Origin of the sequence: Paraburkholderia phymatum (genome assembly GCF_038900715.1) — a bacterium.
Taxonomy (GTDB): domain Bacteria; phylum Pseudomonadota; class Gammaproteobacteria; order Burkholderiales; family Burkholderiaceae; genus Paraburkholderia; species Paraburkholderia phymatum_A.
Genome location: NZ_JAYMRZ010000006.1, coordinates 1 through 20,927, shown reverse-complemented (window position 1 = coordinate 20,927; position 20,927 = coordinate 1). Strand labels below are relative to the sequence as shown.

18 protein-coding genes and 1 tRNA gene are annotated in these 20,927 nt (G+C 63.2%); 14 read left to right on the top strand and 5 right to left on the bottom strand.

Going from position 1 to position 20,927, the window contains the following annotated elements; translation table 11 throughout:
* Window positions 1-136: 136 nt before the first annotated feature.
* From rsmB to VSR68_RS13105, 10 genes are all read left to right on the top strand, one after another.
* The gene (rsmB, locus tag VSR68_RS13150; RefSeq protein ID WP_342940271.1) at window positions 137-1,558 is read left to right on the top strand and encodes a 16S rRNA (cytosine(967)-C(5))-methyltransferase RsmB; all 1,422 of its coding nucleotides are present in this window, start codon (window positions 137-139) and stop codon (window positions 1,556-1,558) included.
* Window positions 1,555-2,145: a DUF4390 domain-containing protein gene (locus VSR68_RS13145; protein WP_342940270.1), complete on the top strand. Its 591-nt coding sequence runs from the start codon at window positions 1,555-1,557 to the stop codon at window positions 2,143-2,145. Before rsmB ends, VSR68_RS13145 begins: the two co-directional genes overlap by 4 nt.
* On the top strand, window positions 2,135-4,549 hold the full coding sequence (locus VSR68_RS13140; protein WP_342940269.1) for a PAS domain-containing sensor histidine kinase: 2,415 nt from the start codon (window positions 2,135-2,137) through the stop codon (window positions 4,547-4,549). The genes VSR68_RS13145 and VSR68_RS13140 overlap by 11 nt, the downstream gene beginning before the upstream one ends.
* Window positions 4,550-5,239 carry a response regulator transcription factor EsaR gene (esaR, locus tag VSR68_RS13135; RefSeq protein ID WP_342940268.1) on the top strand — a complete coding sequence of 230 codons (690 nt, stop codon included), beginning with the start codon at window positions 4,550-4,552 and terminating at the stop codon, window positions 5,237-5,239. It begins immediately after the preceding gene.
* A gap of 83 nt (window positions 5,240-5,322) precedes the next feature.
* Window positions 5,323-5,398 (top strand) — tRNA-Phe (locus tag VSR68_RS13130).
* Between the two features lie 354 nt (window positions 5,399-5,752).
* Window positions 5,753-6,484 (top strand): 7-cyano-7-deazaguanine synthase QueC, encoded by a 732-nt coding sequence (gene queC, locus VSR68_RS13125; RefSeq protein ID WP_342940267.1) that lies wholly within the window; start codon window positions 5,753-5,755, stop codon window positions 6,482-6,484.
* Window positions 6,485-6,532: 48 nt separating this feature from the next.
* Window positions 6,533-7,165: a 7-carboxy-7-deazaguanine synthase gene (gene queE, locus VSR68_RS13120; RefSeq protein WP_087732233.1), complete on the top strand. Its 633-nt coding sequence runs from the start codon at window positions 6,533-6,535 to the stop codon at window positions 7,163-7,165.
* Between the two features lie 9 nt (window positions 7,166-7,174).
* A complete protein-coding gene (gene queD / locus VSR68_RS13115) occupies window positions 7,175-7,618 on the top strand; it encodes a 6-carboxytetrahydropterin synthase QueD (protein WP_342940522.1) in 444 nt (147 codons plus the stop codon).
* A 184-nt stretch (window positions 7,619-7,802) separates the two neighbouring features.
* Window positions 7,803-8,585 carry an HpcH/HpaI aldolase family protein gene (locus tag VSR68_RS13110; protein ID WP_342940266.1) on the top strand — a complete coding sequence of 261 codons (783 nt, stop codon included), beginning with the start codon at window positions 7,803-7,805 and terminating at the stop codon, window positions 8,583-8,585.
* Window positions 8,582-9,301, top strand: coding sequence for a tetratricopeptide repeat protein (locus VSR68_RS13105; protein WP_342940265.1), 720 nt, complete (start codon window positions 8,582-8,584; stop codon window positions 9,299-9,301). The genes VSR68_RS13110 and VSR68_RS13105 overlap by 4 nt, the downstream gene beginning before the upstream one ends.
* Window positions 9,302-9,364: 63 nt before the next feature.
* Here VSR68_RS13105 and rodA read toward each other — a convergent pair whose 3' ends face one another.
* From rodA to VSR68_RS13080, 5 genes are all read right to left on the bottom strand, one after another.
* Complete coding sequence (gene rodA, locus VSR68_RS13100) at window positions 9,365-10,513, bottom strand: rod shape-determining protein RodA (protein WP_342940264.1); 1,149 nt, start codon at window positions 10,511-10,513, stop codon at window positions 9,365-9,367.
* Between the two features lie 11 nt (window positions 10,514-10,524).
* On the bottom strand, window positions 10,525-12,975 hold the full coding sequence (gene mrdA, locus VSR68_RS13095; RefSeq protein WP_342940263.1) for a penicillin-binding protein 2: 2,451 nt from the start codon (window positions 12,973-12,975) through the stop codon (window positions 10,525-10,527).
* Between the two features lie 200 nt (window positions 12,976-13,175).
* Entirely contained in the window at window positions 13,176-13,688 is a 513-nt protein-coding gene (gene mreD, locus VSR68_RS13090) for a rod shape-determining protein MreD (RefSeq protein ID WP_152760463.1), read from the bottom strand.
* Window positions 13,685-14,779 carry a rod shape-determining protein MreC gene (gene mreC, locus VSR68_RS13085; RefSeq protein ID WP_342940262.1) on the bottom strand — a complete coding sequence of 365 codons (1,095 nt, stop codon included), beginning with the start codon at window positions 14,777-14,779 and terminating at the stop codon, window positions 13,685-13,687. Before mreC ends, mreD begins: the two co-directional genes overlap by 4 nt.
* Window positions 14,780-14,898: 119 nt before the next feature.
* Window positions 14,899-15,942 (bottom strand): rod shape-determining protein, encoded by a 1,044-nt coding sequence (locus VSR68_RS13080; RefSeq protein WP_004189550.1) that lies wholly within the window; start codon window positions 15,940-15,942, stop codon window positions 14,899-14,901.
* 377 nt (window positions 15,943-16,319) lie between these two features.
* On the opposite strand from VSR68_RS13080, the gene gatC reads away from it, so the two are divergent.
* From gatC to VSR68_RS13060, 4 genes are all read left to right on the top strand, one after another.
* On the top strand, window positions 16,320-16,619 hold the full coding sequence (gene gatC / locus VSR68_RS13075) for an Asp-tRNA(Asn)/Glu-tRNA(Gln) amidotransferase subunit GatC (protein WP_087732226.1): 300 nt from the start codon (window positions 16,320-16,322) through the stop codon (window positions 16,617-16,619).
* 156 nt (window positions 16,620-16,775) lie between these two features.
* Complete coding sequence (gene gatA / locus VSR68_RS13070) at window positions 16,776-18,284, top strand: Asp-tRNA(Asn)/Glu-tRNA(Gln) amidotransferase subunit GatA (RefSeq protein WP_342940261.1); 1,509 nt, start codon at window positions 16,776-16,778, stop codon at window positions 18,282-18,284.
* Window positions 18,281-19,774, top strand: a complete 1,494-nt coding sequence (gatB, locus tag VSR68_RS13065) for an Asp-tRNA(Asn)/Glu-tRNA(Gln) amidotransferase subunit GatB (protein WP_342940260.1) — start codon at window positions 18,281-18,283, stop codon at window positions 19,772-19,774. The genes gatA and gatB overlap by 4 nt, the downstream gene beginning before the upstream one ends.
* 155 nt (window positions 19,775-19,929) lie before the next feature.
* Window positions 19,930-20,766, top strand: a complete 837-nt coding sequence (locus tag VSR68_RS13060) for a PPK2 family polyphosphate kinase (protein WP_342940259.1) — start codon at window positions 19,930-19,932, stop codon at window positions 20,764-20,766.
* Window positions 20,767-20,927: the final 161 nt, after the last annotated feature.

Here is a 20,927-nt window from a genome sequence, read left to right as displayed (position 1 = left end):
AAAGGCTCGATCTCGACCGACAATAGACGCGCTTCAAAAAAGACCGCGAAGGCGGCGCGCCGGTCCACGGTCGGCGTCACGCTACAATGTGGCGTTTGCGCGACACTTTCCGTCGGCGCCCGTTTTCCGCCTGTTCATGACCCGAAAGCCTTCTCAGCGTCCCATTTCGCCGCCATCGCGTTCAACCCGCCTGTCGACGTTGCATCTCGCGCCCGAATCGCTGGGCTTCGCGCTCGATTGCGCGGCTCAAGCCGTTGGCGCCGTTCGTCAGGGCGCAGCGCTGCCCGCAGCCCTGCATTCGATTTTCATGTCGCTGCCGGAAGGTGTTGCGGCGGGGTCGCGTGGCGCCGTGCAAGACCTCGCGTACCGGACGATGCGCCGGCTCGGCACGGCCGAAGGGCTGGTCGCGAAGCTCGTGCGCAAACCCCCGCCGCCGCATGTCGGACACGTGCTGGTCTGCGCGCTCGCGCTGCTCGTCGATGAAGAGAGCAACGCTGCCTATGCGCCGTTCACGGTCGTCGATCAGGCCGTGAACACGATCGGCGCGCGGCGCGAGTTTGCGTTCGCGAAGGGACTGGTCAACGCGGTGCTGCGCAATTTTTTGCGTGAGCGTGAAGCGCTGCTCGCCGACGTGCAGAACGATGAAGTCGCTCGATGGAACTACCCCGTCTGGTGGATCGACGCCGTTCGCAAAGCGTGGCCCGATGCGTGGCAAGACATCCTTACCGCGGGCAACAGCCAGGGTCCGCTGACGCTGCGCGTGAACGCGCGCCACGCGACGGTCGATGCGTATCTGCAAACGTTGCGCGAGCATCAGATTCCGGCGACGCAGATCGGCGATCACGCCGTGCGTCTCGACGCGCCGATGCCTGTCGAGCGCATTCCGGGCTTCAACGAAGGCGTCGTCTCCGTGCAGGACGCGGGCGCGCAGCTCGCGGCGCAATGGCTCGGCGCGCGCGACGGCATGCGCGTGCTCGATGCATGCGCGGCCCCCGGCGGCAAGACGGGTCATCTGCTCGAACTCGCGAACATCGACCTGATCGCGCTCGAAAGCGATGCGACGCGCGCGCGGCGTATCGGCGAAAACCTGCAGCGTCTGAAGCTGGGCGCTCATGTGCGCATCGGCGACGCAGGCAATTCTGCGCAATGGCATGACGCCGCCGATCAGCCATTCGATCGCATTCTCGCCGACGTGCCGTGCTCCGCGTCTGGCATCGTGCGTCGTCATCCGGACATTCGCTGGCTGCGTCGCGCGTCGGATATTCCGGCGCTCGTCGACGAACAGCGCCGCATTCTCGAAGCGCTGTGGCCGCTCGTCAAACAGGGCGGCGAATTGCTGCACGTTACGTGCTCGATCTTTCCCGAAGAAGGCGAGTTGCAGGCCCAGTGGTTTGGAAACCGACACGCGGATGCGGTACGATTGGACGCGCCGGGGCAACTGCTCCCAGCAGTCGCCCGCGCGCCCGCCGATGTTTCGGCTGGTTCCCGCGCCGGACAAAGCACTGGTTCGAGCTTAGACCACGACGGATTCTTCTACGCGCGCTTTCAGAAACGGTGATCATCAAACGCTTTCTTCCGCTACGGCTCGTGGCCGCGCTCTGGATTGCGCTGGCCCTTTGCCTGACGGCAGCCGGACCGGCGCGTGCCGAATCGATCGCCGTGCAGCGTGCGTCCCTGCAATCCGACGGCAGCGGCTGGAGCCTCGACGCGCGCTTCGAGTTCGAGCTGAACAGCAATCTCGAAGATGCCGTCAACAAGGGCATACCGCTTTACTTCACAACGGACTTCGAACTGAGCCGGCCGCGCTGGTACTGGTTCGATGAACAGCCGGTGAGCGTATCGCAAAGCATTCGACTATCGTTCCAGCCGCTCACGCGCGAGTACCGCGTATCGACGGGCGGCCTGCAACTTGGCTTCGCCTCGCTCAACGAGGCGCTGGCCGTCATCAAGCATGTCACGTCGTGGCATGTGATCGATCGCAGCCAGGTTCATGCGGGAGAAACGTACAACGCATCGGTGCGCATGCAGCTCGATATTGCACTGATGCCCAAGCCGTTCCAGATCGACGCGGTCAACAACCGCGACTGGAATCTTGCTTCCGACTGGAAGCGTTTTACCTTCACGGTGACCGAACGTGCTAAATAAAGTGCGCCGCGCCACCAGTGTCAGCAGCGTCGTCGTCCGGTTGCTCGTGTCGACGGTGGCCGTCACGGCCGTCTTGCTGCTCGTGCTGCTCGCGGCGGCGAGCGCGAACACCGAGTTCTTCGACCGCTATTACGGCTGGCTCTACGCGGCCAACGTCGCGGTTGCGCTGATCTTCATGCTGATCGTCGCGGTGCTCGTGGTGATCATCGTCACGCGATTACGCAAGGGCAAATTCGGCACGAGGCTGCTCGCGAAACTCGCATTCTTCTTCGCTCTCGTCGGCGTGGTGCCGGGCGGCATCATCTACATCGTGTCGTATCAGTTCGTGTCGCGCAGTATCGAGTCGTGGTTCGACGTGAATGTCGAAACCGCGCTCACGTCCGGGCTGAATCTCGGGCGCGGGATGCTCGACGCATCGTTGTCCGATTTGCAGACCAAGGGCCGTCTGATGGCCGAGCAACTCGCGAGCGCCGATTCCGCGGGGACGACGCTCACGCTGCTGCGTCTTCGCGATCAGTTCGGCGTGCAAGACGCGACGATCGTCGAGCCGACGCGCAGCATGTCGGGCGCGGCGCCGGACATGCACGTCGTCGCGCAGGCGACGAGCAACTATGCATCGCTCGTGCCGAGCGACCTGCCCACGGCGATGATGATCGATCAGGCGCGCGGACGCGGCTTCGCGTCGATCGAAGGCGAAGTGGACGGCGATCCGAAAGCGCGCGGCGCAAAGGGCGCATTGCGTCTGCGCATCGTGCAGCGCATTCCCGACACCAACGCGTCGCTGCTCCAGCCCACCGAGCGTTTTCTGCAACTCACGCAGCCGGTCTCGCAGACATTGGCGCGCAATGCGGATGCCGTGCAGCGCGCGTATCGCGAGTACCAGGAGAAGGCGATCGGGCGCACGGGCCTGCGCAAGATGTACATCGGCACGCTGACGCTCGCGCTCTTTCTCGCGACCTTCATCGCGATGATGCTCGCGCTCGCGCTCGGCAATCAGCTTGCGCGGCCGCTGTTCCTGCTCGCGCAGGGCACGAAAGAAGTGACGGAAGGCGACTACACGCCGAAGCGCGAAATCAAGTCGCGCGACGAACTCGGCTTCCTCACGCAGTCGTTCAACGCTATGACGCGCCAGTTGTCGGAAGCGCGCGCAGCCGTCGAGGCCAACCGCGTCGCGCTCGAACATTCGAAGGCGTACCTCGAAAGCATTCTTGCGAACCTGACGGCGGGCGTGTTCGTGTTCGACCGCCAGTTCCGTTTGATGACGGTCAATCGCGGCGCGGAACGCATCTTCCGTCAGCCGTTCGCGTCGATGCTCGGCTCGTCGCTCGATCGCATCGGCGTGTTGAGCGAATTCGGCGCGATGGTGCGCAAGGCGTTCGCCGATCTCGAAGCGGCGGGCGGCGATCAGGACGACACGGGCCACTGGCAGCAGCAGATGGCCCTGCAAATACCGGGCGAAACCGATCCGCTGACGCTGCTTGCGCGCGGCGCGCGGCTCGTATCGGCGGCGGGCAACGACAGCGACGATGAAGTGACGTCCGGCTATGTCGTCGTGTTCGACGATATTTCCGACGTGATCTCCGCGCAGCGTTCGATCGCATGGGGCGAAGTCGCGCGGCGTCTCGCGCATGAGATCAAGAATCCGCTGACGCCGATCCAGCTTTCGGCCGAGCGCTTGCAGATGAAGCTTTCGGACAAGCTTGCGCCGTCGGATGCCGAAGTATTGAAACGTGGCGCGACTACAATCGTGAATCAGGTTGCGGCGATGAAGCAGATGGTCGACGATTTCCGCGACTATGCGCGCACGCCGCCTGCCGTGCTCGCGAATCTGCAACTGAACGAACTCGTGAGCGAAGTGCTCACGTTGTACGGAATCGAAGAGGGCAAGAGCGCGATTGTCGTCGAAATGGCGGACTTGCCCGTTATACGCGGAGACGCGACGCAATTGCGTCAGGTGATCCATAACCTGCTGCAGAACGCGCAGGATGCTGTCGCCGATGTCGAGCACCCCCGTGTGTTGCTCGAGACGAGGACAGTAGAATATGGCGATCCCGATGCAGACGGCAAAGTGAGCGTCGCGGTGCGATTGACCGTGTCGGACAACGGTCCGGGCTTCCCCGCGCGCATCCTCACGCGCGCGTTCGAACCTTATGTGACGACCAAGGCCAAAGGTACAGGTCTCGGACTTGCCATGGTCAAGAAGATCGTCGATGAACACGGCGCACGAATCGATATACGCAATCGTCTGAAAGCAGGCGATGTAATCGAAGGCGCGCAAATTTCCATCCTCTTCCTTCAACTCGCAGATAACAATGCTGCGGCGCCTGGAAGCGGGCCGCAGGCGGCGCACGGCAGCGCGCCGCAGGGAAAGACAAAAGCAACAGTGCAGACAAGGGCAGCGTAAATGGCAACCATCCTGGTGGTAGATGATGAAATGGGCATCCGGGAATTGCTCTCGGAGATCCTGAGCGACGAAGGACATGTCGTGGACGTCGCGGAAAACGCGCAGGAGGCGCGTGACTACCGGCTTCGTCAGGCACCCGATCTGGTGCTGCTCGACATCTGGATGCCCGATACCGATGGCGTAACGCTGCTCAAGGAGTGGGCCGCGCAAGCGCTTCTGTCGATGCCCGTCATCATGATGTCGGGCCACGCGACCATCGACACCGCAGTCGAGGCGACGAAGATCGGCGCGCTCAACTTCCTCGAAAAGCCGATCGCGCTGCAAAAGCTGCTGAAGGCCGTCGAGCAGGGGCTTGCGCGCGGCAGCGCTGCGCCCGCTGCGGGCGGCATGGCGGCCAAGCCGGCGATGGCGTCAAATGCGTCGGCCGTGGCATCGGCGGCGGCGCTGCCGATGATGTCCGCGGACAACCTGGGCGGCGGCATGCTGTCGGCGCAGACGGCGTCGATTTCGTTCGATATTCCGCTGCGTGACGCGCGCGATGCATTCGAGCGCGCGTACTTCGAGTACCACCTCGCGCGCGAGAACGGCAGCATGACGCGCGTCGCGGAAAAGACCGGGCTCGAACGCACGCACCTGTATCGCAAGCTCAAGCAGCTGGGCGTCGATCTCGGCAAGAACAAAGGCGAGTAAGCGAAAAGCTCTTTCGGCGGGAAGTTTTTTGGGGAAGGGCTTGAGAAACAGAAAATCGCTTGCTATACTCTCGCTTCTTCGTTGGCCCGGTAGCTCAGTTGGTAGAGCAGCGGATTGAAAATCCGCGTGTCGGTGGTTCGATTCCGCCCCAGGCCACCAGGATTCGGCCCCAGGAAATCGCAAGATTCCTGGGGCTTTTCCTATGTGCGGACGATATGCCGATTCGTCGCGGGACATCGCGCGGCGGCCGCGAGCGGGGCTGGACTCCGCGTGATAAAATCACGTTTTATCAAGGACTTGCCGTGTGTTCTTCGCAAGTCCTTTTTCGTTTCAGGTCCGAGGCATCGTGCGGCGTGAAACTCCTTGGCGGACAATTAGCGGTATAAATCCCGGCAGCTTGGCGCGTGAAAGCCGCAGCCTATACTGCTTGAGCCGGCATCGGTGGCGGCCCGCGCGCCGCAAGGCCGCCAGGCACCGCTTGTGCGCGGCATTCAACATACACGGAGTTTCGCAGTGACCCGCAAAGACGCCAAGAGTAGCGCGCTGGTGCTGTTTTCCGGTGGCCAGGATTCGGCCACGTGTCTCGCGTGGGCGCTGGATCGGTACGAAACGGTCGAAACGCTGGGTTTCGACTATGGGCAGCGGCACCGGGTCGAGCTCGAATGCCGCGAGGGTTTCCGCAGCGCGGTGGCGCGCACGTTCCCCGAGTGGGGCGAGCGGCTCGGCGACGATCACATGATCGATCTGTCGGTGCTCGGCTCGATCAGCGACACGGCGATGACGCGTGACATCGAGATTCATGCGGCGTCGAACGGCCTGCCGAACACGTTCGTGCCCGGCCGCAATCTGATGTTCATGACGATTGCGGCAGCGATTGCATATCGTCGCGGGTTGCGCGTGCTGGTCGGCGGCATGTGCGAGACGGATTTCTCCGGCTACCCGGATTGCCGCGACGACACGATGAAGGCGCTGCAAGTCGCGCTGAATCTCGGCATGGACAGCCGCTTCGTGCTGGAGACGCCGCTGATGTGGATCGACAAGGCCGACACCTGGCGTCTCGCGCATACGCTGGGCGGCGACGCACTGGTCGAGCTGATCCGCATCGAAACGCACACGTGCTACCTCGGCGAGCGTTCGGAGTTGCATGCATGGGGTTTCGGCTGCGGCGAGTGCCCGGCGTGCCGTTTGCGCAAGCGCGGGTATGAAGCGTATCTGAACGGCGAGCAGGTCACGGAACCGGCCTAAGCGAAAGACACATCAACAGGCTTCACGGAGCATCAGGCAGAAAGCAGCATGACGTACGCGGTCAAGGAAATTTTCTACACGTTGCAGGGCGAAGGCGCAAACGCGGGGCGTCCGGCCGTGTTTTGCCGGTTCGCCGGATGCAACCTGTGGTCGGGCCGTGAAGAAGATCGCGCCGACGCAGTGTGCAAGTTCTGCGACACCGACTTCGTCGGCACCGACGGCGAGAACGGCGGAAAATTCCGCACGCCCGAAGAGCTGGCCGCGAAGATCGCTTCGTTGTGGCCGGAAGGCGAAGATCAGCGTTTCGTCGTGTGTACGGGCGGCGAGCCGATGTTGCAGATCGACCAGCCGTTCGTTGACGCGCTGCACGCGGCCGGCTTCGAAATCGCCATCGAGACGAATGGTTCGCTGCCCGTGCTCGACACGATCGACTGGATCTGCGTGAGTCCAAAAGCCGACGCGCCGCTCGTGCAGACCAAAGGCAACGAACTGAAAGTGGTGGTGCCGCAGGAGAACCAGCGCCTCGCCGACTACGCGAAGCTCGACTTCGATTATTTCCTCGTGCAGCCGATGGACGGCCCCTCGCGCGACATCAACACGAAGCTCGCGATCGAGTGGTGCAAGCGCCATCCGCAATGGCGCCTGTCGATGCAGACTCACAAGTACCTGAACATTCCCTGATTTGCCGTGCTGACGATAACCCGAAAACTCGAATTCGATGCGGGCCACCGCATTCCCGATCACCGCAGCCAGTGCCGTAACCTGCACGGGCATCGCTACGTGCTGGAAATCACGCTGCAAGGCGATCTCGTCGAAGCGGAAGGCGCACCCGATCGCGGCATGGTGATGGATTTCGCCGACGTGAAGGCGCTCGCGAACGAGCATCTCGTCGACAAATGGGACCACGCGTTCCTCGTCTATGAAGGCGATACGCAGGTGCGCGGTTTTCTCGACTCGATGGCCGGTCACAAGACGGTCGTGCTCGACCGCATTCCGACCGTCGAAAATCTCGCGGCTGTCGCGTTCGACATTCTCGCGAACGTCTACGACGCGCACTACGGCATCAATCTGCGTCTGCACAAGGTGCGCCTGTACGAGACGCCGAATTGCTGGGCCGACGTAGTCCGCGACTAAACGGGTTATTGTCAAGGTATGATCGTTTCGATAATCACACGGAGCGAGACATGCCGGTCAACGCTATGTGCAGCGGGCGCCACGCCCGCCACAATTACGACACCTTTCACGTCGGCCGTTCGGGCCGCGTAGTCTTTCGCTCAAGTCTGCCCACGGCCGCGCTCGACGGCGACGGAGGCGCGCAATGAGCACGTTCACGAATCCACTCAAGCTGCGCCTGAAAGAGCCGGACCCGCTGTTCGGACTGTGGCTGTCGCTCGGCAGCGACAGCGCCGCCGAAGCGCTCGCGCACGCCGGTTTCGACTGGTTGCTGATCGATATGGAGCACGCGCCGAACGACAGCATCGACGTGACGGGACAATTGCGCGCAATTGCGGCGGCGCATCTGCCGACGGAACCCGTCGTTCGCTTGCCCGCCGTCGAGCCGTGGCTCGTCAAGCGCGTGTTGGATGCGGGCGCGCGCACGCTGATGTTTCCGAACATCGAGACGGCTGAGGAAGCGGCCCGAGCCGTCCGGCTGACCCAATACGCAACGCTGGAAGGACCGGAAGGCCTGCGAGGCGTGGCGGGCGCGGTTCGTGCAGCAGCATACGGAATGCGACGCGACTATTTGCAGAACGCGAACGCGCAAATCGCCACGATCGTGCAGATCGAGTCGAGGCGCGCGCTCGAACATCTGGAACGGATCGCGGCGACGCCGGGCATCGATTGCCTGTTCGTCGGGCCGGCGGATCTCGCGGCGAGTCTCGGTCATCTCGGCGATTCGAAACACCCTGAAGTGCAGGACGCGATGAAGCACATTCTGGATGTTGCGCATCGGGCGCGCGTCGCGACGGGCATTTTTGCCATGGATGTCGCGAGTGCGCGGCAATACCGGTCGGAAGGCTTTCGTTTCATCGCGCTCGCCGCCGACGTAATGTGGCTGTTGCGCACCACGCGACAGGCATTGCAGGAGGTTCGGTCATGAAGCTGTTGTCGTTGAGCGCGGCTCGCATAGCAGGTTGCGCGGCTCGCGCTGTCGTATTGACCGCATTGGCGGCGGGCGCGGCGGCGCATGCGCAGAGCAAGATGCCGCCCGCGTCGGATCTCGAAACGCAAACGGCTGTCGCCGATTACAACGCCGGCAACTTTACGTCGGCGCTTGCCGAGTTTCGCAAGGCCGCGCAGCGCGGCAGCCGTCTCGCCGAATTCAACTACGCGATGATGCTGCTCAACGGCGAAGGCGGTCCCGTCAATGTCGAAGAAGGCAAGAAGTGGTTGCGCAAGGCCGCCGACGCCAACATGTCGCATGCGCAATACGTGTACGGGAAGATGTACGACGACGGCGAGTTCGTCGCGCGCGATCCCGTCGAGGCGCATCAATGGTTTCTGAAGGCCGCGCAGCAAGGGCATATACAGGCAGAACTGGCGCTCGCGAACCAGTTTCTCGACGGACGCGGCACCGCGCGCGATAACCAGCAGGCGTTCGTCTGGTACAAGAAGGCCGCCGAGGGCGGCGACATGACTGCGCAGTACGTGACGGGCTCGTTCTACGAGCGCGGCGGCGACGGTGTTCCGCAGAATCTGAACGTGGCGCGCGCCTATTACGCGGCGGCCGCCGCGCAAGGCGATCCGGCGGCGCGTCTTAAGTATCAGCAACTGAGCGCGCAACTGCGCGAGTCGCACGAAGCGAAGCCTCAATAAAAAACGGCGCCTGACAATTTCAGGCGCCGTTTTGTTATGCGGCCAGGACGTAGGACCCGTGGATTAACTTTGCATCAGACGCTTCTGCCGCCCGACGCTCATGATGAGACCAATCGCAAAACCGAGCGTCGTCAGCGCGGTGCCGCCGTAACTCATAAACGGCAAAGGCACGCCCACCACGGGAAGAATCCCGCTCACCATGCCGATGTTCACGAACGCGTAGGTGAAGAACGCCATCGTGAGAGAGCCGGCCAGTAATCGCCCGAATAGCGTCGCGCCATTCGCCGCGATGAACAGACCGCGCGCGATCAACGCCATGTAGAGCGTCAGCAGCACCACGCCGCCCGCCAGGCCGAATTCCTCGGCGAACACCGCGAAGATGAAGTCGGTGTGTTTCTCCGGAATGAACTCGAGGTGAGCTTGCGTGCCCTTCAGCCAGCCCTTGCCGAGCGGCCCGCCCGAGCCGATCGCGATCACGGCCTGAATCGTGTGGAAGCCCTTGCCCAGTGGGTCGGATGTCGGATCGAGCAGCGTGCAGATGCGGTGCTTCTGATAATCGTGCATCAGCGGCCACTGCACTTCGGGCTGACAGATCTTGTCCTGGAAAGTCGCAATCGCGCCGACGGCGATCACGCCAGCGACCAGCACGGGCACGATCAGCTTGAAGCTCAGTCCCGCGAAGTAGATGACGAAGAGCCCCGACGCGAACACGAGCACCGCTGTGCCGAGATCGGGCTGCTTCGCGATCAGGCCGACGGGCACGGCGAGAATCAGCATACCGACGATGTAATCCCACCAGCGGATATTGCCCTCACGCCGCTGGTAGTACCACGCGAGCATCAGCGGCGTCGCGATTTTCAGGATCTCCGACGGCTGGATCACCACGCCGACGTTGATCCAGCGCTTCGCGCCCTTGCGCGTCAGGCCGAACATCGCGACCGCGACGAGTAACGCGACCCCGAATGTGTAGATCGGTACGGCGAAGCGCATCAGCGTCGTCGGCGGGATGTTGGCCAGCACCCACATCAGCACGAACGTCAGGATGATGTTGCGCAACTGGTCTTCGACACGCCCGGGCATGTCGATGCTCGCGCTATAGAGCGTCACGATGCCGACGCACAGCAGCAGAAATACGATCAGTGCGAGCGGACGATCGAAGCCCGCAAACATGTTCTTGATGCGATCGAGCCAGGCGCGCTTGTCGATTTGCATGCCTTTCTCCCTTACTCGTCGATGCCGCCGGACACAGGACCGCGCGGGGCGGCCTGCGATTCGTCGTTGCGCGATGGCGCAGCGGCGGCCGGCCGCGATTCGCTGGCCGGGCGGGGTTTGTGTGGTGACTTGCGCGCGTCGGAGGCCTTCACGGGGGCCGCAGCCGTGGTCGCCGACGTGACGGATGACGCCGCCGTCGATGGCGCGGCCGTTGTCGACGCGCCGCGTGGCGCCTTGGCTGATCTCGCGGATTTGACGCTCGAAGCGGGCACGGGTGCAGCGGCCGAACCCGGAGCCGACGCGGCCGGCGCCGAAGCCGCCACAGCGCCTGAGGCCGCAACGCCTGAGGCCGCAACGCCCGTCGCATTCACGCCCGTCGCATCCGAGGCAGGCGCTGCATGCGGCGTCGAAGCGCCCACGGGCGGCGGCAGTGCGGTGAAGCCCGCCGCGACCGACACGGGCTGAATCTCGCCGTTGGGCGCGGCCGGCGCGCTGCCGATCACGGGCGCCGACGTCTCTTCCGTCGCCGATGCAGCCGCCGTGACGGCCGCAGCCTCGACGCCCGGCTTCGCGCGGTCGACAAGGTAATAGTCGAGCACGCGACGCGCGATCGGGCCCGCCGCTTGCGCGCCCCAGCCGCCGTTTTCGACGATCAGCGCGAGCGCGATTTTAGGATTGTCAGCGGGCGCGAACGCGATGAAGAGCGCGTGGTCGCGCAGATTCTCAGCGAGTGCGTGACCGTGGTACTTCTGGCCTTGCAGCGAGAACACCTGCGCCGTCCCCGTCTTGCCCGCCGACAGATACGCCGCATTGCGGAACACCTGATACGCGGTGCCCGACGGGTTCATCGTCACGTTTTCCATGCCGCGCTTGATGACGTCGATGTCCGACTGCTTCACGTCGATGCGTCCGTCGTCCTTCGGCACGGTGGCGCGCAGCGCTCGGGTGATCGGATTCTCGATTTCCTTCACGAGGTGCGGCTTCATGACGGTCGCGTTGTTTGCGAGGGTCGCCGTCGCGTGCGCGAGTTGCAGGATCGTGTACGAGTTGTAGCCCTGGCCGATGCCGAGACTGATCGTCTCGCCTTCGTACCATTTCTGCTGCTCGGGCTTGCGGTACGCCTTGCGCTTCCAGTCCGTCGAAGGCAGGATGCCGCGCGCTTCGCCGACAATGTCGATGCCCGTTATCTGGCCGAAGCCCCACGGCTTCATGAAGTTCGCGATCGCATTGACGCCGAGATCGTGCGCGAGCATGTAGAAGTACGTGTCGTTCGACACCATGATCGCGCGATTCATGTCGATCCAGCCTTGACCCTGCGGCACGTCGTTGCGGAACGTGTGGCCGCCGAACGTGTACGAGCCCGGGTCCTGGAAGCCCCATTGCGGCGTGCGCTTGTGCAGCGTCAGCGCGGCGAGCGCCATGAACGGCTTGTACGTCGAGCCGGGCGGATAGGTGCCGTGCAGCGGACGGTTGAGCAGCGGGTGATCCGGCGAGTTGTTCAGTTCGTCCCACGTCTGCTGGTCGATGCCGTCGACGAATGCATTCGGATCGAAGCTCGGCGCCGACACGAACGCGAGCACGTCGCCCGTCGACGGTTCGATCGCGACGAGCGCGCCGCGGCGTCCCGCGAACGCCTGCTCGGCGACCTGCTGCAAGCCGATATCGAGCGAGAGCACGAGGTTGTTGCCCGGCGTCGCCTGTGTGCGCGACAGCGTGCGCACGGGCCGGCCGCCCGCCGTCACTTCGACTTCCTCGAAACCCGTCAGGCCGTGCAGTTCCGTTTCGTAGCTCTGCTCGACGCCGATCTTGCCGATGTAGTCGGTGCCCTTGTAGTTGTTCGCGTCGAGGCGCGGATCGTAGTGATCGGGATCGCTGTCGTTCTGATCGCTGGCATCGTCGATGCGGTCCTGGTCGCGCTGCGAAATGCGGCCGATGTAGCCGATCACGTGCGCCGCCGTCGGTCCGAGCGGATATTGGCGGAACAGCCGCGCGCGCACTTCGACGCCCGGAAAGCGGAAGCGCTGCGCGGTGAAGCGCGCGACTTCGTCATCGGTGAGGCGCGTGCGGATCGGCAGGCTCTCGAAGTTCTTCGAGTCCTCCAGCAGCTTGCGGAAGCGCCGGCGATCGCGCGCATCGATGTTGACCACGGTCGACAGATTGTCGATCACGTTGTCGAGCGAGTCGTTCAGCTTCGACGGCGTGATTTCGAGCGTGTACGCCGAGTAGTTCCTCGCGAGCACGACGCCGTTGCGATCCGTGATGATGCCGCGGTTCGGCACGATCGGCGCGACCGAGATGCGGTTCTCGTCGGCTTGCAGCGAGTACTTGCTGTAGTGCCAGACCTGCAGGAACAGGAAGCGAAACGCGATCAGCCCGAAGCAGACGAACACGAACAGCCCCGCCGCCGCGACGCGCAGGCGGAATTTCGTGAGCTGCTGCTGGGTGTCCTTGAATTCGGTCATGCGGTTGGGCAGGGACTGCCGGTTATGCGGTTTGATTCAGTTCGACGGTCATGCGCCGGGTCACGTCCCGGGTCACGTCCCCATACGTGGCCGGCTTTGGCGCCGCTTCGTCTTGCCGCGACGCGCATCGCGCCGCCTGACGATCGTGAAGGCGGCAAAACAGATGCGCGGTTCATGAGCGAGCGGGCGGCGGCGCGTGGTCAGATGGGCCGCGTGTCGTCCGGATCGGCGGGACGGCGCTGCGGCATCAACAGCAGAATGCTCGCGATGGGCCAGAGCGCGGCCTCGACGAAACCGTCGATCAGATAGCCCCAGCCCGGAAACGATGCGCCCGTCAGCAGGCGGATCACGAAGGGCACCAACTGAGCGACGACGAGCAGCGGCATCACGGCGAAAATCTGTACGCCGATCGGCATCCACAGCACGCGGCGATGGATCGTGATCGCGCCATACGAGAGCAGCGTGTACGCGAGCGCGTGTTCGCCGAGCAGGCTTGCGTTGTGGACGTCCATCAACAGGCCGAGCATGAACGCGATGCCCATGCCGACTTTGCGCGGCTGATGCACGTTCCAGAACAGCAGCACAAGCGCGACGAAATCGGGAATGCCGATCAGGCGTCCCCACGGCATCATGTTCAGCAGGAACGCGGCGGCTAGGCTGAACGCGATGAAGTAGGGATTGACGGGCTGCAGGATGTACTGCGGGCGATTCATTGCTGGGCCCCTTGCGCGGCTTGTGGCTTCGCGCTCTTTTCGGCGGCCGGCTTCTTCTCGGTTGCGGCCTTGGCGGCGGGCTTGACGGACGACGCGGGCTTCACCGCAGCCGCCGCCGCTGCTGGCGCCGATGCGGCCGGCGCAGGCTTCGCGTCTTTCTCGCCCGGCTTGCCTTTTTCCGGCGCTTTCGCGTTTTTCTTTTTCGCTTCCTTCGCGACGGCGGCAGGATCGGGTTCGTCGGCGGGGCGCGGGGGCACGTTGGTTTCGTAGTGCAGGACGAGCAGATCGCGAGCACCGCGCACGGGCGCGATCGGCTGGCAGATGACACGCGCGAAAGCGGTGTCCGCCTGCTTGTCGACGCGCACGACCTTCGCGACGGGCAGCCCCGGCGGATACACGCCGTCCAGACCGCTCGTCACGAGTTCATCGCCCGCGAGCACGTCGGCGCTGATCGGCACGAAACGCAGATCGAGCGCGTCGCCCTTGGGCGTGCCATAGATCACGCTGCGCAAGCCGGTGCGGACGATCTGCACGGGCACGGCCTGATCCTTGTCGGTGAGCAGCGTGACTTCCGATTGCATCGGGAACACACGCGTCACCTGGCCGATCACGCCGTCTTCGTTGACGACGGGCGAGCCGCCCTTGATGCCTTGTTGCGAGCCGCGGCCGATCACGACCTTCTGCGTGAACGGATCGCGCGTGTCGTACTGGATTTCGGCGGGAATCGATTGCGTCGTCATCTTCTGCGACAGCTGCAACAGATTGCGCAGATGCGTATTTTCAGCGCCGAGCTGGGCGGCCTCGTTGGCCTGTTGCGACAACTGCAGATTGCGCGTGCGCAGCTTCGCGTTTTCGCTGCGCAGCGTCGCGCTCGTGACGGCGAGATCGGCGGCGCCCATGAAGATGTCGCGTGGCACGAGCGCTGCGCGCTGCAACGGATACAAGCCCGCGCCGAGCACGCCGCGAACGATCTCGAGCGTATTGAAGCGCGCATCTGAAATGAGCAGGGCGAGCGCCACCAGCACGAAGAAAATCAGTCGTGCGAGTGCCGAGGGGCCTTGTTTGAACAGGGGCGGCGGACTGTATTCCATGGTCGCCGGGAGCGTGAGCGAGTGGGTGAGACTTCAGCGCGCCAGGTTGCGCGCACAACGCACAAAGGCTGGCAGAGCCAGCCTTTCAGTGCGTGTTACCGACATGGAGACTGACAAGCTTACTCGTACGAGAAGATACTGCCGAGCTTGTCCATGCGTTCGAGCGCCATGCCCGAGCCGCGCACGACGCACGTCAGCGGATCTTCGGCGACCAGCACGGGCAGGCCAGTCTCTTCAGCGAGCAGGCGGTCGAGGTCGCGCAGCAGCGCGCCACCGCCCGTCAGCATCATGCCGCGTTCGGCGATGTCGGCGCCCAGTTCCGGCGGCGTCTGTTCCAGCGCGATCTTCACCGACGACACGATCTGGTTCAGCGGATCGGTCAATGCTTCGAGAATTTCGTTGCTCGAAATGGTGAAGCTGCGCGGAATGCCTTCCGACAGGTTGCGGCCCTTCACTTCCATTTCCTTGACTTCGGAGCCCGGGAACGCGGAGCCGATTTCCTTCTTGATGGCTTCGGCCGTCTGTTCGCCGATCAGCATGCCGTAGTTGCGGCGGATGTAGTTGACGATCGCTTCGTCGAACTTGTCACCGCCGACGCGCACCGAGCCCTTGTACACGATGCCGCCCAGCGAGATCACGCCGACTTCCGTCGTGCCGCCGCCGATATCGACGACCATCGAGCCCGTCGCTTCGGACACCGGCAGACCCGCGCCGATTGCAGCCGCCATCGGCTCTTCGATCAGGTAGACCTGCGATGCGCCCGCGCCGTGTGCCGCTTCCTTGATTGCGCGGCGCTCGACCTGCGTCGAGCCGCACGGCACACAGATGATGATGCGCGGCGACGGCGAGAACATGCGCGATTCGTGCGCGGTCTTGATGAACTGCTTGATCATCTGTTCCGTCACGGTGAAGTCGGCGATCACGCCGTCCTTCATCGGGCGGATCGCCTCGATGTTGCCCGGCACCTTGCCGAGCATCTGCTTTGCTTCCTTGCCGACTGCCTGAATGGTCTTCTTGCCATTCGGGCCGCCCTCCTGGCGAATCGAAACGACGGACGGCTCGTCGAGAACGATACCTTTGCCACGCATATAGATGAGCGTGTTGGCAGTGCCGAGGTCAATGGCCAGATCGTTGGAGAAATAGCTGCGCAAAAAACCAAACATTCAAAATCCTGTCTCGCTGGGGGCCGGGCCTCGCATCGTATGCATAGGGCGGCAGCGGAATAAAGTTAGCAGCCTCACGTTCGGCCGTTGCGGCCGTGGAAGCATGAAACTGCGAGGAAAACGCACCGGAGGCTATAGCAAGGCGGCAGATCTGTCGTTCAGCTATCTCTGAAAATGCCAGAAAGGCCTTGGTAAGTCGGTCCGGGTTTGGGTCGAACGCGTAATGATACCTTATAATTTTGCTTGATTTGAAGGAAACGAACGGCACTTTTTGCCGTCGCCGGCCCCAATTTCGAGGGCCTGCTCCAATGACCTAACCTGCTGTCGCAGCATCGTTTTTCATCGTTGCGGCAGACCGCCACTTTTCCGGTGATCGCATGGCCTTGACCCTGACCGATGTGAAACGCATCGCCCATCTCGCACGGCTCGAATTGCCCGATGCCGACGCTCAGCACACGCTCGCGCAGCTCAACGATTTCTTTGGTCTTGTCGAGCAGATGCAGGCGGTCGACACGACGGGCATCGCGCCGCTCGCCCACCCCATCGAGCAGATCGAAGACGTGGCGCTGCGTCTGCGCAACGACGCCGTCACCGAAAGCGTGAATCGCGATGAATACCAGCGCCCGGCACCTGCTGTGCAGGACGGCCTGTATCTGGTGCCGAAGGTCATCGAGTAAGCGCCCGGACAGGCGTGATTAAGCACAGGATTCTGTGTCACGCGTGCGACGTTGCGCGCGCAACACGTCCCGCATTTTTCGGCCCGGCCTGCCGGCGGGCGGCCGGATGCCAACACGGCGGCGCATCGCGCCGTCGCGCTTTCCAGGAATAACGCAATGCATGAGAAAAGCTTGACCGAACTGCGTGCCGCGCTCGACGCGAAGCAATGCTCCGCAGTCGAACTGGCGCAGACGTATCTGAAGCGGATCGCAGACCATGGTGCGCTGAACGCATTCGTTCACGTCGACGAGCAGCAGACGCTCGCGCAGGCGCAAGCCGCCGACGCTCAGCTCGCGGCGGGCAACGCCGGTCCGCTGACGGGCCTGCCCATCGCGCACAAGGACGTGTTCGTCACGCGCAACTGGCGTTCGACGGCCGGCTCGAAGATGCTCGAAAACTACGTGAGCCCGTTCGATGCGACCGTCGTCGAGCGACTCGCGCGCGCGGGCATGGTGTGCGTCGGCAAGACCAATATGGACGAGTTCGCGATGGGCTCGTCGAATGAGAACTCGCACTTCGGCCCGGTGCAGAACCCGTGGGACCGCAAGGCGGTGCCGGGCGGCTCGTCGGGTGGATCGGCGGCGGCCGTCGCCGCGCGCCTCGCGCCTGCCGCGACGGGCACGGATACGGGCGGCTCGATCCGTCAGCCCGCTTCGTTCTCCGGCATCACGGGCATCAAGCCCACTTATGGACGCGTGTCGCGTTACGGGATGATCGCGTTTGCTTCGTCGCTCGATCAGGGCGGTCCGATGGCGCAGACGGCCACCGACTGCGCGCTGCTGCTCAACGCAATGGCGGGCTTCGACGAGCGCGATTCGACGAGCCTCACGCACGATCACGAAGACTACACGCGCTATCTCGGCCAGACGTGGTCGGGCGCGAACGATTCGGGCAATGCAGCCGGCAAGCCGCTCGCGGGCTTGCGCATCGGCTTGCCGAAGGAGTACTTCGGCGCGGGCCTCGCCGAAGACGTGCGCGCGTCCATCGACGCCGCATTGAAGCAATACGAAGCGCTCGGCGCGACGCTCGTCGAAGTGTCGCTGCCGAAGACGGAGCTGTCGATTCCCGTCTACTACGTGATCGCGCCGGCGGAAGCGTCGTCGAACCTGTCGCGTTTCGATGGCGTGCGTTACGGCCATCGCGCGGCTGAGTATCGCGATCTGCTCGACATGTACAAGAAGTCGCGCGCCGAAGGCTTCGGTCCCGAAGTGAAGCGCCGCATTCTGGTCGGCACGTATGTGCTGTCGCACGGCTACTACGACGCGTACTACCTGCAGGCGCAGAAAATCCGCCGCATCATCGCGCAGGACTTCCAGGAAGCGTTCAAGCAGTGTGACGTGATCATGGGGCCCGTCGCGCCGTCGGTCGCGTGGGACATCGGCGCGAAGGGCGACGATCCCGTGCAGATGTATCTCGCGGATATCTACACGTTGTCGGTGAGCCTCGCTGGCCTGCCCGGCATGAGCGTGCCGTGCGGCTTCGGCGCGGGCGCGAATGCGCAGCGTCCTGTCGGCTTGCAGATCATCGGCAACTATTTCAACGAAGCACGCATGCTCCAGGTGGCGGACGCGTTCCAGCGCGTCACCGACTGGCATCACAAGGCGCCAGCAGGAGTCCAGGTATGACAACGCAATGGGAAGTCGTAATCGGTCTCGAGACGCACGCGCAACTGTCGACGGTCTCGAAGATCTTCTCGGGTGCGGCCACGCAGTTCGGCGCAGAGCCCAACACGCAGGCTTGCGCCGTCGATCTGGCGTTGCCGGGCGTGCTGCCCGTGATGAACAAGGGCGCCGTCGAGCGCGCGATCCAGTTCGGTCTCGCGATCGACGCGACGATCGCGCCGCGCAGCATCTTCGCGCGCAAGAACTACTTCTACCCTGATCTGCCGAAGGGCTATCAGATCAGCCAGTACGAGATTCCCGTCGTGCAGGGCGGCCAGATCACGATCCAGGTGCCCGCGAACGAAAAGGCGGGCGTCCCGGCTTACGAAAAGACCGTCAACCTGACGCGTGCTCACCTCGAAGAGGACGCGGGCAAGTCGTTGCACGAAGACTTCGCGGGCATGACGGGCATCGACCTGAATCGCGCCGGCACGCCGCTGCTCGAAATCGTCACCGAGCCGGAAATGCGCAGCGCCGCTGAAGCCGTTGCATATGCGAAGGCGTTGCATGGTCTCGTCGTGTGGCTCGGCATCTGCGACGGCAACATGCAGGAAGGCTCGTTCCGCTGCGATGCGAATGTGTCGGTGCGTCCGTTCGGCCAGAAGGAATTCGGCACGCGCGCCGAGATCAAGAACCTGAACTCGTTCCGCTTCCTCGAAGAAGCGATCCAGTACGAAGTGCGCCGTCAGATCGAGCTGATCGAAGACGGCGGCACGGTGGTGCAGGAAACGCGTCTGTACGATCCGGACAAGCGTGAAACGCGTTCGATGCGCAGCAAGGAAGACGCGCACGACTACCGCTATTTCCCCGATCCCGATCTGATGCCGCTCGTGATCGACACGTCGTGGGTCGAGCGGGTGAAGGGCGAATTGCCGGAGCTGCCAGCGGCGATGCAGAAGCGTTTCGTCGGAGACTATGGTCTGACGACCTATGATGCAGGCGTGCTGACGTCTAGCAAGGCGATGGCTAACTACTTCGAAACGGTCGTTTCTCGCATCAGCGATGTGAAGGATGCGGGTGTGATGCAAGCGAAAGGCGTCGCCAACTGGATCATGGGCGAAGTTTCCGCTCAGCTGAACCGCGAAGACCTCGACATCGCCGACAGCCCCGTTTCGGCCGCGCAACTCGCGCTGGTGCTGCAACGTATTGCCGACGGCACGATCTCGAACAAGATCGCGAAGGAAATCTTCCTCTCGATCTGGGAAGAGAAGGCCACCGACGAAGCCGCCGCCGACCGCATCATCGAAGCGAAGGGGCTCAAGCAGATTTCGGATACGGGGGCGCTCGAAGCGATCATCGATGAGGTGCTCGCCGCGAACCAGAAGTCGGTTGAAGAATTCCGCGCGGGCAAGGAGAAAGCGTTCAACGCGCTGATCGGTCAGGCGATGAAGGCGACCAAGGGCAAGGCGAATCCGCAGCAGGTCAACGAGTTGCTGAGGAAGAAACTGAGCTGAGTAGTGGGATCGGTAGCGGGATCGGCTCTTGCGCGCAGCGTGTCGCGCGCGGGGCCATGACGGGCTGTTGTCGCATCGAAAGTGGCGCAACGGCCCGTTTGCTTTTTCAATCGGCGTGACGTGTCGCCGCGAAGGAGAAACAGGAGAAAACAGCAATGGCAAAGAAGAACGGTCTCGACGGATATCGTGTGCCCTTTTTCGACGACGGCAACAAGTCGAAATTTTCTCTTGCCGGCATCGATCCGTCGTCGAAGCCGTTTTCAACGGGATCGAAGGAGACCGACCGCGAGCGTCTCGCCGAAATCGGCACGCTGCTCGACGCGCAGCAGGAGCGTCTGCATGCGCAGCGCGTTCAGCGCGTGCTGCTCGTGCTGCAAGGGATGGACACGAGCGGCAAGGACGGCACGATACGCGCCGTGTTTCATGAAGTCGATCCGCTCGGCTTGCGCATCGTGCCGTTCAAGGCGCCGACGCCCATTGAACTCGCGCACGACTTTCTGTGGCGCGTGCATTCGCAGGCGCCCGCAGCCGGCGAACTGACGATCTTCAATCGCAGCCACTACGAAGACGTGCTCGTGCCTTATGTTCTCGGCTCGCAGGACAAGGACGAACGGATTCGCCGCTACCGGCACATTCGCGATTTCGAACGGATGCTGGTGGAAAACGGCACGACGATCGTCAAGTGCATGCTGCACATATCGAAGGACGAACAGCGCGAGCGTTTGCAGGCGCGCATCGACGATCCGACGAAGCACTGGAAATTCGATGTCTCCGATCTCGACGCGCGCAAGCTGTGGGACAAGTATCAGGTCGCGTACGAGGAAGCGCTCGCGGCGACATCGACGGAATACGCGCCGTGGTACGTGATACCCGCCGACTCGAAGACGCATCGCAACGTGATGGTCGGCGAACTGCTGCTGCGCACGTTCGAGTCGCTGAAGCTCGAATTTCCGCCCGCCAAGGAATCGCTGAAAGGCGTGATAGTCGAATGATCGTCACGTCGCCGAATAAACGAAAACATAACGAAGGAAATGGAATGGACGCCTCCCCCCGCAAGGGCTGACAGTAGGTGCAGATTGGGGGAGTAACCAGGATGAAGGGGGGTTCTCACAGCCGACGGCATCAGATGTGCCAAAGTGGAAGTAGCGAAACA